Source organism: Roseivivax halotolerans, assembly GCF_900115815.1.
Taxonomy (GTDB): Bacteria; Pseudomonadota; Alphaproteobacteria; order Rhodobacterales; family Rhodobacteraceae; genus Roseivivax; species Roseivivax halotolerans.
In genome coordinates this window covers 375,435-388,432 of sequence record NZ_FOXV01000002.1, presented here as the reverse complement: position 1 = coordinate 388,432, position 12,998 = coordinate 375,435, and the positions used below count along the sequence as shown (strand labels likewise).

The 12,998-nt window shown below is 65.8% G+C and carries 13 protein-coding genes; 10 read left to right on the top strand and 3 right to left on the bottom strand.

Features of this window, described 5'->3' with window-relative positions; genetic code table 11:
• Complete coding sequence (locus tag BM171_RS04845; protein ID WP_175497490.1) at window positions 1-858, top strand: sulfotransferase family protein; 858 nt, start codon at window positions 1-3, stop codon at window positions 856-858.
• Here BM171_RS04845 and BM171_RS04840 read toward each other — a convergent pair.
• The 3 genes from BM171_RS04840 to BM171_RS04830 all read right to left on the bottom strand — a co-directional run bounded on the left by BM171_RS04840 (window position 855) and on the right by BM171_RS04830 (window position 3,545).
• Window positions 855-2,225: a hypothetical protein gene (locus tag BM171_RS04840; protein WP_093009688.1), complete on the bottom strand. Its 1,371-nt coding sequence runs from the start codon at window positions 2,223-2,225 to the stop codon at window positions 855-857. The two genes, BM171_RS04845 and BM171_RS04840, sit on opposite strands and share 4 nt — an antisense overlap.
• Before the next feature lie 5 nt (window positions 2,226-2,230).
• Window positions 2,231-3,142, bottom strand: coding sequence for a sulfotransferase family protein (locus BM171_RS04835; RefSeq protein ID WP_175497489.1), 912 nt, complete (start codon window positions 3,140-3,142; stop codon window positions 2,231-2,233).
• Between the two features lie 88 nt (window positions 3,143-3,230).
• Complete coding sequence (locus BM171_RS04830; RefSeq protein WP_093009686.1) at window positions 3,231-3,545, bottom strand: hypothetical protein; 315 nt, start codon at window positions 3,543-3,545, stop codon at window positions 3,231-3,233.
• 144 nt (window positions 3,546-3,689) lie between these two features.
• On the opposite strand from BM171_RS04830, the gene BM171_RS04825 reads away from it, so the two are divergent.
• From BM171_RS04825 to BM171_RS04790, 9 genes are all read left to right on the top strand, one after another.
• Entirely contained in the window at window positions 3,690-5,273 is a 1,584-nt protein-coding gene (locus BM171_RS04825) for an alkaline phosphatase family protein (protein ID WP_139218667.1), read from the top strand.
• 13 nt (window positions 5,274-5,286) lie between these two features.
• Window positions 5,287-6,291, top strand: coding sequence for an alpha/beta fold hydrolase (locus tag BM171_RS04820; protein WP_093009684.1), 1,005 nt, complete (start codon window positions 5,287-5,289; stop codon window positions 6,289-6,291).
• On the top strand, window positions 6,288-7,043 hold the full coding sequence (locus tag BM171_RS04815; protein ID WP_093009683.1) for an SDR family oxidoreductase: 756 nt from the start codon (window positions 6,288-6,290) through the stop codon (window positions 7,041-7,043). Before BM171_RS04820 ends, BM171_RS04815 begins: the two co-directional genes overlap by 4 nt.
• A 19-nt stretch (window positions 7,044-7,062) precedes the next feature.
• Complete coding sequence (locus tag BM171_RS04810; protein WP_093009682.1) at window positions 7,063-7,815, top strand: SDR family oxidoreductase; 753 nt, start codon at window positions 7,063-7,065, stop codon at window positions 7,813-7,815.
• A complete protein-coding gene (locus tag BM171_RS04805) occupies window positions 7,812-9,332 on the top strand; it encodes a hypothetical protein (protein ID WP_093009681.1) in 1,521 nt (506 codons plus the stop codon). The genes BM171_RS04810 and BM171_RS04805 overlap by 4 nt, the downstream gene beginning before the upstream one ends.
• Window positions 9,313-10,218, top strand: a complete 906-nt coding sequence (locus tag BM171_RS04800) for an alpha/beta hydrolase family protein (protein ID WP_093009680.1) — start codon at window positions 9,313-9,315, stop codon at window positions 10,216-10,218. Before BM171_RS04805 ends, BM171_RS04800 begins: the two co-directional genes overlap by 20 nt.
• A 207-nt stretch (window positions 10,219-10,425) precedes the next feature.
• Entirely contained in the window at window positions 10,426-10,719 is a 294-nt protein-coding gene (locus BM171_RS04795) for a hypothetical protein (protein WP_093009679.1), read from the top strand.
• A 115-nt stretch (window positions 10,720-10,834) separates the two neighbouring features.
• Window positions 10,835-12,058 (top strand): sialidase family protein, encoded by a 1,224-nt coding sequence (locus tag BM171_RS18855; RefSeq protein WP_175497488.1) that lies wholly within the window; start codon window positions 10,835-10,837, stop codon window positions 12,056-12,058.
• Between the two features lie 55 nt (window positions 12,059-12,113).
• Window positions 12,114-12,965: a CE1 family esterase gene (locus BM171_RS04790; protein ID WP_175497487.1), complete on the top strand. Its 852-nt coding sequence runs from the start codon at window positions 12,114-12,116 to the stop codon at window positions 12,963-12,965.
• Window positions 12,966-12,998: the final 33 nt, after the last annotated feature.

Sequence of the window (12,998 nt, the reverse complement as noted above, 5' to 3'; positions counted from 1 at the left end):
ATGAGCCGGCCGAAACCCATTCTTGTCGTCGGCGCGCCCGGCGCGTCCATAGGCACCATCGCCGCGGCGCTGGGCCGCAACCCCGAAGCCTTCGACCTTCCGTTCCTCAATATCGAGACGGAAGACACGCTTTACGATGCGGTCTTCGAGATGACGGGCTTCCGCGCGGCTCAGTTGCACGGTCTGTTGCGCGCGCTCGGCCTTCTGCTTGGGGGCGAGCAGAGCATGCTCTCCGTCGAGATGGCCCGCCGCTGGCTCATGGAGCGGCTCTTCTGGCCGACCTCGATGGCCGCTGACTTCTTCCGGGACCGGCTCGCGCCGCGCCGCGCGGTGATCCCGCTGGGCGCTGGACTTTTCGACACGCAGTCGCGCGCCCGGATCGCCGCCTTCTACCCGGATGCGGAGATCGTGACAGTGCGCAAGCATCCCGCCAGCTATCGCGAACTCATCATGTCGCGCGGTGACGGGGCGGTGGCGACCCTGCTCGGGGCAAGCGGCGGCGCGATCGAAGGTCAGAAGAAGAGCCCCGATCCGGTCAAGCTCTGGTCGATGGCCGAAGAGGCAACCGCGGCATTGGCCGAACTTCTGCCGGATGCGCCGCGCCACGCGGTGCGGATCGAGGATGTCGCCGCGGCGCCCGAGACCGAGATGGGCAGGCTTGCCCGCGCTTTGGGACTGACGACCGACGCGGCGGCCTGCGCGGCTATGGCGAGGCCCGAAGCCTCGCCCTTTGCGGGTCCGGGCCCATACGGGGCGCATGCGCCGAGCGACATACAGCCCTTCGCCGAGATCGTGGAGACGCAACCCGCGCCACCGGTCGCCTTGCCGAAAGCGGCGCGGGCCGTGGGCTACAGTTAAGCCAGTTTCAGGACAGAGAAGCCTGTTGAGGCAGCGGCGAGTTCCGTGCGCGCGCCGCCCGCCATACGGTCGATGAGGCGCATGAGGGGCGTGTGCCGCTCGGTCCCGATCCAGAGGCCCGCCTCGGTCGATATCATCGCGCGGATCCCGGTCTCCGTGACCTCGCCCGCGCCTTCGTCGAGAACGGGTTCCCAGCTTTCGCCATCCAGGCTGCGCCAGAGTTGGAAGCCGCCTTGCAAGGGCACACCCTCGCCCGCATGGATCGCCGCGTAGGGGGCCCAGTTCTGCGTGCCAGCGTAAAGCGCGCCGTCATGTTCAACGAGAGCCGAGATCGCCGCGTTGAACGGATCGTCGAACCCCGGCCCTTGCGCTGAGAGCGGCACCTTGAGGCCGTCGGGCGAGATGCGCGTCGTGCCAACCACGACGTCCCAGGTTCCATCCGCCGCGATCCGCAAAAGCTCCGGCGCGGCTTCGGCCACGTCGATAGTGCGCGCCGCGCCCAGTCCCGGAATGCCGGTGCCGATATAAAGATGGTCTCCGAAGGCGCAGAGCGAGGCTGCCATCATGTTCTGCGCGAACCGGAATGCGCCGGCCTCGAGCACTTGCGTCCAGTTATGCGGCAGGCTCTCGCCGCCTTCCGTGCGCCAGAGCGCGAAGCCTTTCCGCGCGCAGGCCGTCGCAGCATAGAGATGCCCGTGCGTTGCGCAGAGCGCGACGATCTCGCCGGGCAGGTCGGTGCCGAAACCGGGGCGCGAGGCTTGCTGCCAACTCTCGGGATCGGCTGGATCGTCTGATGCGTAAAGACGCGCCGTACGCGGCGCAGCCGCCTCGTCGATCTCGGCGGTGATCTCTCCCCGAGGCGCGGCGTAGAGACGGCCTTGAAAAGACTGAAGCGCGCCCGTCGCGATGTCGCCTTCAGCAAAGGGCGGCGCGGAAATGTCCTCGAAAGCGCCTCCTGGCCCGGATCGCAAGAGCCCCGGACCAAACAGCGACGCCGTCCCTGCATAAAGCCGCGTTAGGCCGTCGCCTTTGCCCTCGAACGGGGCAAAGCACGTGATGCCGAAAGCTTCGGCCAATGTCTCTGGAGCGCCGGTGGCGTCTGCCAGCGGGCGGCGCGCGGCAAGGCGCGCCTCTGCTGCCGCGTCGAGCCGGCGTGGCGCTGCGGTATAGCAGGGCGTCCAAGAGGCGCCGTCCGGCAAGTGTCGGAAGATCCGCGCGGCGTCTTCGGCCGTGCTCGCGCGTGGAGCAGATGCGCCGAGATAAACCGCGCCATCGAACAGGGCGAAGGCTTGCGCGACGGCGCTCGACGGATGACCAAGTCCGTTCTTGGCCAGGACCTCCGGAGCCTTGAGATGATCTTTCGCCATATCGCTCATCCGTAGCCGAATTGCCGCGCGAGCTTCATCGTCGCAGGCGCGAAATGAGACCCGTCGCTGCGCCAGGTGATCGGCGTGTCGAGCGGCGGTGCCTTGACCTTCTTGATCCGCTCACGGTCGAGCGCGGGATTCTTGAGGTAGTTCGGATCGTTGCCGAACTTCGCCGAGGGCGGGCCGAGGCAGGCGAAGGGCGAGGTCTCCGGGTGCATCATCGCCTCGATGGCCTCGGGGCTGCTATCGATGCCGAGCCAGTCGCAGATCTGCGCGAGGTAGCCTTCGGGATCGCTCAGCAGCAGTTCCGCCTTCACGCGCAGGCATTGGCCCGGTTCGAGTTCGGCGGTGAAGGCTTCGATATTCTCGTGACAGGCTCGCCACTGGTTCTCGGGATCTCGCGCGGGCCGGCCGGGTGCCGCCTCGCCGCCGCCGACCGCGCCACCAGCGAACATTGTCTCGCGGAGGGACATGAGCGAGGTGCCGGTGGTTACCGGATGCCGTGTAAGGTGCAGGTAACTCGCGCGCGGAAAGATGCGGTGACGGCGGCGCATGTGCTCCACGTTCATCACCGTCATCGGGCTTTTCTCCAGAAGGATGCGGTCGCCGACCTGCTCCTGGATGTGCTGGAAGACACGGTCGACGGTCCAATGGGCGCGCTTCATCATCCAGGCGCGGGCGCGCACCACGGCGTCTTCGGTCTGCTCGCCCTCGTGCAGTTCGGCCAGAAGCCTGAGGATTCCGGCGATCAAGGGTGCGATCGGACCTTTCAGCGTGGCCATCACGCCGCCCAGAGTTTCGGTATGGGCCAGGTTCAGCTCCGGCAGACCGTAGATCTGCGGATGCTGACCGATCATCCCGCCGATCAGCGAGGTGTAGGACCGCGGCGGCGCGATTATGAACAGGGGTTCGGGCATCGACCTCGTCGCTTCGGATGGCGCAGGGTTCTCCACCAAGACTAAGACCCAGCCTGCCCGAAGATGCAACGGCGGGATTGCTCGAAGCTCAGGCCTTGTCGCGTTCCTGCACGGATGAGACGCGATCCATCGCCTCGAGCTCATCCTCGAGCAAGCCGAGAACGGAGCGCAGGATCTCTATCCGGTAGGTGATGTCGCGGCGCCGCGCCTCGAGCTGCTCGGGATCGTCCGAAACCTCGACCGACATCTGCGCGAAATCCAGGAAGGTCGGCGTCGTCACGAATTCCTGCACGTGACGCAGCCGTTCCTGCTTTTCCTTCTGTGCGCGCAGCACATCGGAAAATTCGGCGGTCACGTCGCGATCGGCGTCCTTTGACGGCTTGTCCGACATCGGGTCTTCCATTCCTGAGGCACGTTCGGGCTATAGTGCGACACCTTACTGTGCAAGCGGTGGTTTGCCTTGCGAGGGCAGTAGGCCTCTGCTACCCGATTAATTGTGCAATTGCAGTATTTCATGTTTTGAATTTCCAGCCCGGAGCGATCCCCCGTGTCTCAGCGCGTCCTGATGATCGGCCTTGACGGGGCCACCTTCACCCTTCTCAAGCCATTGTCCGAGCAGGGTGTTCTACCCTTCCTCACGAGCCTGATCCGGAACGGGACCGTGGCGCACCTGATGTCGACGCGGAACCCGCTTACGCCGCCGGCCTGGACGTCCATGACCACGGGCGTCAGCCCTGAAACGCACGGGATCTACGACTTCCTTCGCCCGGCCTTCCTCGAGGACGGCAACGTCTTCCTCAAGATCAATGACGGCAGGGACAACCGCGCCGAGTCTGTCTTCTCGATGGCCAATCGCGGCGGCAAGCGGGCAACCGCGCTCAATTTCTTCGGCTATTATCCCGCGCCGCAGATCGACGGCTATATCGCGTCGGGTTTCGTGCCCTGGAAGCACCTTCGCGGCGGCATCCATCCGCCAGCCTTCTTCGAAGAGCTGAAGGCGTCGGACGATTTCGACTATCGCGACCTCGGCATGGATATCGGCGAGGAGAAGAAGGTCGTGCAGGGCCTCGCCCCCGACGAGCATGAAGAATGGATCGAGCTGCAGAACGTCCGCGACAAGGCCTGGACGGACGTCATGTGCCGCCTGCTCAAGGAAGATCCGACCGAGCTTGCCGCGATCGTGCTCGACGGGCCGGATAAAGTGCAGCACCTCTTCTACCGCTACATGGACCCGAACGTCTATTCGGGCGAGCCCGGCGAAGAGACCGACAAGATCACGCGGCTCGTCACAGATTTCTACGCGCGGATGGACGAGAATATCCGCCGCATGGTCGAGGCGGCGGGCGAGGACGTGAACGTGATCATTACCTCGGATCACGGGTTCGGGCCGACGGACGAGATCGTCTATATCAACCAGTGGCTCGCGGATAAGGGCTACCTGCACTGGCGCGATGGCGGCTATGGCGAGGGCGAGGCGAAGCTCGCCGCCGACAAGCTCAAGGATCATCAGGCGATGATCGACTGGAAGCGCACGCGCGCCTTCTGTCCCACACCGTCCTCGAATGCGATCTTCATCAAGCCCGATCCCGGCGATGGCACCGGCGTGACCGAGGATCAGTACATGGATGTCGCGCTGAAGCTGCGCGAGGAGCTTTTGGCCTGGACCGACAAGGACGGCAAGCCCGTGCTCGCCGGGCTCGACATGAACAAGATGCGTGGCCGCCCCTTCGTGGAGCCGTGCCCGGACATCACGCTCAAGCTGCGCGATGGTGGGTTCGTGTCGATCATCTCTTCGGACGAGGCGGTTAAGCCGCGCGATCTCGCGGATGGCACGCACCGGCCCGAGGGCATCTTCATCGGTCACGGCCCCGCATTCCGGCAGGACGAGCAGGTCGATGCGCTGAACCTTCTCGACATCACGCCGCTGATGCTGACCCTGCTCGGCCTGCCCGTGCCCAAGAACCTCGAAGGCCGGGTGCCGGTCGAGGCGCTGGTGCCGGGCATCACGGCGACCAAGGCAGGAACGACCAAAAGCGCCGCCGCCACGAGCGACGCAGATCGTCCCGAACCCACGAAGGAAGAGCGCGAGGCGCTCCTGAGACAGATGAAAAAGCTCGGCTACATGGACTGACGCGGGGGATGCCATGCCGGAACTGGTCCGCCCCGATGTCACGCTGAACTACCAGCTTGTCGGCCCGCCTCTCGAGGACGGGCAGACGCCAGTGGTGCTTATCCACGGCCTCGGCGCGAACCTTGCCTTCTGGTATCTCGGTGCGGTGCGGCATCTCGGCCGCGAGATGCCGATGCTGCTGCCCGATCTGCGCGGCCACGGCGGCAGCTCCATGCCGGAGACGGGCTACGGGCTCGAGGCGCTCGCGCGGGATGTGCTGGCGCTGATGGACGAGACCGGGCTGAGCCGGGTGCATCTTGTGGGGCACAGTCACGGCGCGCGGGTGGCGCTTGTCGTCGCGATGATGGCGCCCGATCGCGTGGCGAGCCTGACGGTCGCGGACACTCAGGTCGGGACGCTCCAGCCACCTATGCGGCTTTGCGACTGGGCGCATTGGCCGGTCTGGCGCAAACAGCTCGAAGAACAGGGGGTCGAGACCTTCCCGCCCGACGATTCGGAGATCGACTTTCGCCTGTTGTCGGATCTTGGTGCGCGCGGACAGGCGGCATTGGCGACCGGCGGCGTCTCGGCGCGCGTGGAGGGCCGGGCGGCGGGCCGGCCTCGCAAACGCGCCGGGATCAACCTGCGCTCGCGGCAGATGGGCGCGCGGGGTGCGGAAAAGTGGCGGGGCTTGCTCGAGAGGACCAGCGCGCGGCAAGAGATGGATGACGAGGCGCCGCTCGCGCCCGAAAAGCTCGCTGCCCTCGAGATGCCGCTCCTGCTGGTCTACGGCGCACAAAGCCATTGCCTGCCGACCTCGGAGGCGCTGATGGAGCTTGTGCCCGGCGCGCGCCGCATCGTCGTGCCCGGTGCGGGGCATTTCTTCCCCATCGTCAAACCGCGCCTCTTCGCGCTGGCCTTGCGTGCCTTCATCGCCGGGGTCGAGCGTCCCGGCGCGGCTGCAGAGCGGCGAACCCGTGCGCGGGCGCATCAGCGACCCATCCTGCGCGCGGCCCTGCGGCGGAGGCGTTCGCAATGACCGATAGGCAGATCGCCCTCGTCACCGGCGCGACAAGCGGGATCGGCTGGGCCGTGGCGCTGGAGCTTGCGCGGCGCGGCTGGCAGGTTGTCGGTGTGGGGCGCGCGCAGGACCGCCTTGCGGCGCTGGCCCAAGCGCTCGATGGCGCCGGGCCAGGGCTCGGCCATGTCACGCAGGCAGCTGACGTATCGAAAGCCGGCGACATGGACGGCATTGCGGCGCTCATGCGCGAGATCGGTCAAGTCGATCTGCTGGTTGCCTCCGCCGTCTACGGGCGTGAAAGCGCGGACAGCCTGCCGCCTCGCACGCATGATCTGAGCCTTGCCGAATGGCAGAAATCCATCGACGTCAACCTGCACGGAGTTGTTCTTGCCGATCATGCCGTGCTGCCGCTGATGCGCGAGGCGGGCTTCGGTGACATCGTGCATATCGGGTCTTCCATCACACCGCACGGGATGAAGGGCCAGGCGCTCGCCCCGGCCTATTGCGCGACGAAATTCGCGCTTGCCGCGCTCGGCCGCGAGATGGCGCGCGAACTCGAGGATGAGGGCATCGTCGTCCGCACGATCTTTCCGGGCACGGTCGAGACGCCCCTCATCGAGGGCACGGCCCTCGCCGGACCGTTCGGCGGCACGATGTCGCCCGAGAGTTTCGCCGTCGCGCTCGTCGGGCTCATCGAGCTCGGTCTCGAGATGGCCCTGCCCGACCCGCACCTTCTGCCGATGCCGCGCGCCCGCGCAGCCCAGACCTGATGACCGAGGAGATCCCGCAATGAGTGACAGCCTCAGCGGCAAGACAGCCATCGTGACCGGAGCCGCGGGCGGCATCGGCCGCGCCACGGCGCTGAAATTCGCGGAGGAGGGCGCGCGCGTCGTTCTGGTGGACCTCAGCGCAGAGGCGCTCGCGCCCGTCGCCGAAGAGATCGGCGCGGCGGCCACGGTCTGCGCCGCCGACATCACCTCGGAAGACGACATGGCGCGGATGGCCGACACCGCGATGGCCCTTGATGGACGGATCGACATCCTCGTCGCCTCCGCTGGCATCCTGCGCGTCGGGGGAACGCTGAAGCCCGTCGCCGACACGACCTTCGAGGAATGGCGGAAGGTCATCGACGTGAACCTCACCGGCACTTTCCTGTCGAACCGCGCGGTTCTGAAGCCGATGCTGGCGCAGAAGGAAGGCGATATCGTCAACATCTCCTCCGTCACCGGCAAGCAGGGACGCGCTTTCGACGGGCCTTATGCGAGTTCTAAATTCGGGATTCTCGGGCTTTCCGAAAGCCTCGCCGAAGAGGTGCAGCGCGACGGCGTTCGGGTGCAGACGGTGCTGCCCGATGCGGTCGATACCAATATCTGGGACCAGTCAGGCACCGCCGCGCTCAAGCCGCGCGCGATGCTCACCCCCGGACAGGTTGCCGAGTTCGTGCACTACCTCGTGACGCTGCCGCGCGATGCGTTCCTCTATAACTCGGTCATTGCTCCCGTTCCCTTGCGCAAGCGACGCGGAAAGACGAAGGCCGAATGACCGCACAAAGCGCCGCGCCTCGCCCCGATCCGTTCCCGACAAAGGGACTGCACGAGCGCGATTTCACGCGGGTCGGCGTCGGCGGGCTCGGCGACGGGCACAACAATTACGCGCATTCGATGGCGTGGTTCAAAGGCAAGCTCTACCTCGGCACGACGCGGTCCAACATGTGCATGCTGCGCCTGCAATCCTCCTACGCGACGATGCCGCTGCAGGTCTGGCCGGTGGAATGCCCGGACACGATGGACGGGCTTTATCAGCTCGACCGGCGCTCTCAGATCTGGGCCTTCGATCCCGCCGATGGACGCTGGGAGATGGTCTTCCGTGCGCCGCTCGTCGAAGGTGCGGACGGCAAGCCCGTCCCGCGTGAGATCGGCTACCGCTCGATGCTGGTCTATCAGGGGCCGGGTGATGACGAACCCGCGCTCTATATCGCCGCCTGGGCGCCAGGCCGTGCGCCGGGCGGGCTGATCCTGCGCTCGCGCGATGGCAAGAGCTTCGAGCCGGTCACCAAGTACGGGATCATCGACCCGCCCTTCTCTGTGACGCGCAGCCTGATCGAGTTTCGCGGACGTATGCATTTCGCGCCTACCGCCCGGCGCGGCACCGATGGCGGGCAGCAGAACTCCACCGGCCTGCCGCAGATCTTTGCCTCCGACGCGCCCGAGGCGGGGGATTGGCAACCGGTCAACGATCCCGGGTTCGGTGGCGCAGGCAATCTGGGCATCTTCAGTCTCGCGGTGGCGAACGACACGCTTTACGCAGGCACGCTCAACCTCGAAGGACTGCAGATCTGGGCCACCGATGGATCGCCCGCCGATCCCGCACAGGGTCCGTTTCCCTACAAATGGCGGCAAGTGGTGGACAAGGGCGCCGGACGCGGACCGCTCAACCAGGCGGTCGCCTGCATGACCGCGTTCAACGGCGCGCTCTACGTCGGCACTGGCATCCAAGGCGGCGGCAATGACCGGGTGAACGGCGTCGGTCCGGCGGCGGCGGAGGTGCTGCGTGTCAATGCCGACGATACCTGCGACGTGATCGTCGGCGATCGTGACGATGACGGGCGCGCGCCGCTCTCGGGGCTGAAGGCGGGGTTCGGGCATTTCTTCAACGGCTACATGTGGGCGATGGGTGTGCATGACGGCTGGCTCTATTGCGGCAGCTACGACTGGTCGGTCACCCTGCGCTGGGCGCGCTACGATCAGGCGCCGCGCATGGTGCAGAGCCTGATGGACCGGCTTGACCCCGAAACGATCATCGCTGCCGAGGGCGGAGCGGACCTCTGGCGCACCGCCGATGGCGAGAACTGGATGCCGGTCACGCGGACGGGGTTCGGCAATGCCTATAACTGGGGCATCCGCAACCTCGTCTCGACGCCGGCCGGGCTGTTCACCGGGACTGCGAACGTCTTCGGCCCGCGCGTTGCGGTACCGGGGGACGGAGAGTGGCGCTACGAGGACAACCCTGAAGGCGGGCTCGAGGTCTGGCTGGGCCGGAATGGCGCGGCTCGGGTTTAGGCACAGACGCGCCCGGCCCGAGCTCGAGACGCTGTCGGTCGCCACGCCGCACGGCTCTAGAAAGGTCGTGCTTCCGGCACATCCGGTGCGGGCAGAGCCGCGCCGTGCCCTGATTCTCGGCTTTCACGGCGGACACGGATCGGCTGTCAGCTTCGCGGGTCGCTCGGGACTCGCCTTGGCTATGCATTCCGAGGGCCACGACATCGCCTTTCCGCAAGCCGTGCCCCATTGGGCGGATGGGCGGCAGCGGCTCGAGGCGGGCTGGCCCGCGGATCGGGACTTTGTCGAGACGCTGATCGCTCGTCAGCGCGCGGCGCTCGGACCCGGCCCCATGCCGATGGCGATGATCGGGGTCTCCAACGGCGGCATGTTCGCGATGCGCCTCGCGCTGGAACTGCCCGAGCCGCCGGCGCTGAGCGTGGCCGTCGTGGCGGCGCTGCCCGAAGCGCTGGCCCTGCGCGCCGAATCGGGGCCCCCGGCGGCCATGCTTCTTGTGCAGGCGACCAAGGATCCGGTGATTCCCTGGGCAGGCGGCGAAGTGCCGCAGATGGCCGGTTTCTCCGTTGGCGGGCGGCTTCTCGGTGCCGAGGACACGCTGGCGTTCTGGAAGCGGCGCAATCGCGTTGCCGGAGCGCCGCGCGAAAAGCGGGTCCGCTTCGGAGGGACGCGGGCTCAGCTCAGCTTCTGGCCGGCACCGCCCGGCGGGGCGGACCTTTGGCGGATCGTGCTCGATGGCGCCGGACATCGCCAGCTCGACGCCAACCCATTGAAACTCAACCGAGGATCTCTCGAGGCGTTCATCGGGCGCACCGTGGCCTCCTACGTGTCAAGCGCGGACAGCATGGGCGGACAGGCGGCAGAAAAGCGCGACGGCCCGCCCGAATAGCGCCCACCTACAAGTCCCGGTCCAGCGCAAAGCCGCTGTTGCATCGCTACCGCGTCCGGCAAGGGGCGCTTTCCGCCCCGCTTGTTCGGTTTCTGCAATGCGGCTAACCCAACGTCATCGCAAGATGTGCCACGCCAATCGCCGGGACCGCCACGACGGTCCGACATTGGCCGTTTCCAACGCTGCCAGAAACGCAGGAGCGCCTAGATGACCGATACGTCGACACAAGCCCTTCAGTCCGTTGTGACTTCCGTCCTCGAGGAGACCGTTCAGGACTGGGATCTCGAAATCGAGGGAGGCATCGGGGCCGAGACCACACTGATCGAAGACCTCGAATTCGAAAGCATCGACGTCGTGCAATTCTGCGTGGCGATCGAGCAAAAGCTTGGCCGCAAGGGGCTGCCATTCGAAAAGCTGTTCATCCAGGACGGGGCCTATGTCGACGATGTGTCCGTGACGGATGTGGTCGGCTTTCTGCAGGAAGAGCTTCAGGCTGCCTGAAACCGCGCCGGATTTCGTGCGCGGCACCAAACCGGCGTCATTGCGACTTCGAAATAATTGACTTTACGTCAAGATCGGTAAGACTGCCTTACGGTTCCCTAGGGGTGGTGGTGCCGTGAGCTTTTCATTTGAGCCGCTCGAGAGCGGCGTTTCGGTTTTCGTATTCAAGGGTGCAGAGGCGCCTGGCCATGTTCTCGACAGCGGCTTGGTGGCCGGGACGTTCGCGATCTCGCCCAAGATGATCGTCTCAAGGATGCAAGACCATGTGGTCGAGACATCCGATGGCGATCTGCACATGCTCATAAATCTCGGTCTCGGTGGCGGGCTCGTCCTGTTCACATCCACCGATAACGGTGCGAGCTGGCATCAGAACATGACCTTCAACGCGTCAGGCTTCGCCTCGACCGCCGATATCCGGATCGCCAGCGACGAGGATGAGGCGATCATGGTCTATACGACGCGCAATGGCGCGATCGCCTATGCCAAGCTCGATTACGACACCGTGCAAGATGTCTGGACCGTGGCGTATACCACGACGGTCGTCGACGACGTGATGTCTCCGAACGCGGCGCATCCGACGATCACTTTAGCGGCGTCCGGACGGCTCTGGATCGCCTACAGCGAAGAGACCGACGACGGTGTCGTCCTGTCCGTCGCCTGGTCCGACAATGCCGGGCGCGATTGGACCGAGACCGTGGTGACGACCCTCGACGCCGAGGCGGGGTCTGCCCGCATCCTTGCGACCGAGGATGGAGTCGGGTTGATCTATGCCACCGCAGAGACCGTGACCTGGGCGACTTACTCCATCGGAGAGGGCGTCTGGAACTTCACCGAGATCGACCGCGATGGTGCGATCGGGCGGTATGCGAGCCACTTCTCGACAGCGCAGGACGGAGACACCCTTTACATCGTGATGGTCGGCACCAACCAGGAGCTGAGCTTCATGGTGTATGACGGTGTGTCCGATAGCTGGACACGACCGGCCGACATTCCGGGAGTGCCTCACGGTGTGACGACAGCGCAGATCAGCGTCGAGACAGATGGCGGTCTCTACGTCACGTATGATGACCCGCACACGGATACGCTCATCGTGATGGAGAGCCTCGATGGCGGGCAGAGCTGGTCCGATTTCGCCGAGCTCGCCACGCCTGACTGGATTGCGACCGGGCCGGTGCGGATGGAAGCGCCCGAGCATTTCGACGACGAACTCATCGTCTTCCAACAGGTGCGCTTTCCCGGAAACGACCAATTGTCTTTCTTGTGGTCCTGGACGCTCGACACGACGGACGGCAGCAGCAGCGTATCCGCGTCTTTCGAGGCCCCGGATTGGCTCGTGTGATGCGGGCGGAGCGGTGTCACACCGCAGCAGATTTCATCCTTCAAGGAGACCTCACATGACCCCTTTCGTGAAATTTATGCTCGGCGCGACGGCCGCGGTCGGCCTGCTGGCTGCTTGCGGCAACGGACGGCTTGCCCAGGCCGTCGACAACGCGAATAGCAACAACGCGACCTCTGTCAGCGCCTCGGCGGGCGGCACCGACACGATCTCTGTCGCAGGGCGGCCGATCGACATCGTGCGTGCCCCGGGGTCTGGGCCCAAGCCGACATTCCTCGTGCTGCATGGCGGTCTCAGCAGCGCCGACAGGTTCCGCGCGAAGGTGCCGATCGGTGACGAGCTTGCCGCGCGCGGATTCAACGCGGCTTACCTGCAAGGCACGCAGCAGTTCCGGCGGAGCGATCGCGCGACCTGGAATGCAGGCTCCTGCTGCGGCAGCGCGGCCGAGCAGAATATCGACGATGTGGGTTACATCTCCCAGGCGATCAACTCGCTGGTCAGCCAGGGCATCGCGCAACGCGGACGGATCTACCTCATCGGCCATTCCAACGGGGCGATGATGGCTTACCGCTACGCCTGCTCGCGGCCCGGCGATGTGCAGGGCGTTGTGGCAATGTCCGGTCCCTTGCTCTTGGGAAGCTGCGCCAATGCGGCCGGCGTCCGGGTCGCCCATATTCATGGACGCCGCGACAGCCTGGTGCCCGTCGCCGGCGGCGGACGCGGCGAAAACCTCTCGGGAGAGGATTTCCCCTCTGTGCAGGATACCATCTCCAAGATGGAGCGCGCAGGCGCTTTCGTTCAGGTGATCATTCTCGAAGGCGCCGAGCACGAAGTGGGCACGGTGAATGCCGCGCTTCAAAACGAGCGGGGCCAATCCATCGGCGCCTTCGCCGCATCCTTCGCACAATAAGCAAGCGGGCCGGGGCGTTTCGGTCCCGGCCCG

What these genes read in the sequence shown, in the direction of transcription:
- BM171_RS04830 (WP_093009686.1), bottom strand. Translation starts at nt 3,545, where the DNA reads ATGGAAGACCCGATGTCGGACAAGCCGTCAAAGGACGCCGATCGCGAC.
- BM171_RS04805 (WP_093009681.1), top strand. Translation starts at nt 7,812, where the DNA reads ATGACCGCACAAAGCGCCGCGCCTCGCCCCGATCCGTTCCCGACAAAG.
- BM171_RS04845 (WP_175497490.1), top strand. Translation starts at nt 1, where the DNA reads ATGAGCCGGCCGAAACCCATTCTTGTCGTCGGCGCGCCCGGCGCGTCC.
- BM171_RS04810 (WP_093009682.1), top strand. Translation starts at nt 7,063, where the DNA reads ATGAGTGACAGCCTCAGCGGCAAGACAGCCATCGTGACCGGAGCCGCG.
- BM171_RS04815 (WP_093009683.1), top strand. Translation starts at nt 6,288, where the DNA reads ATGACCGATAGGCAGATCGCCCTCGTCACCGGCGCGACAAGCGGGATC.
- BM171_RS04795 (WP_093009679.1), top strand. Translation starts at nt 10,426, where the DNA reads ATGACCGATACGTCGACACAAGCCCTTCAGTCCGTTGTGACTTCCGTC.
- BM171_RS04790 (WP_175497487.1), top strand. Translation starts at nt 12,114, where the DNA reads ATGACCCCTTTCGTGAAATTTATGCTCGGCGCGACGGCCGCGGTCGGC.
- BM171_RS04835 (WP_175497489.1), bottom strand. Translation starts at nt 3,142, where the DNA reads ATGCCCGAACCCCTGTTCATAATCGCGCCGCCGCGGTCCTACACCTCG.
- BM171_RS04840 (WP_093009688.1), bottom strand. Translation starts at nt 2,225, where the DNA reads ATGGCGAAAGATCATCTCAAGGCTCCGGAGGTCCTGGCCAAGAACGGA.
- BM171_RS04800 (WP_093009680.1), top strand. Translation starts at nt 9,313, where the DNA reads ATGGCGCGGCTCGGGTTTAGGCACAGACGCGCCCGGCCCGAGCTCGAG.
- BM171_RS04820 (WP_093009684.1), top strand. Translation starts at nt 5,287, where the DNA reads ATGCCGGAACTGGTCCGCCCCGATGTCACGCTGAACTACCAGCTTGTC.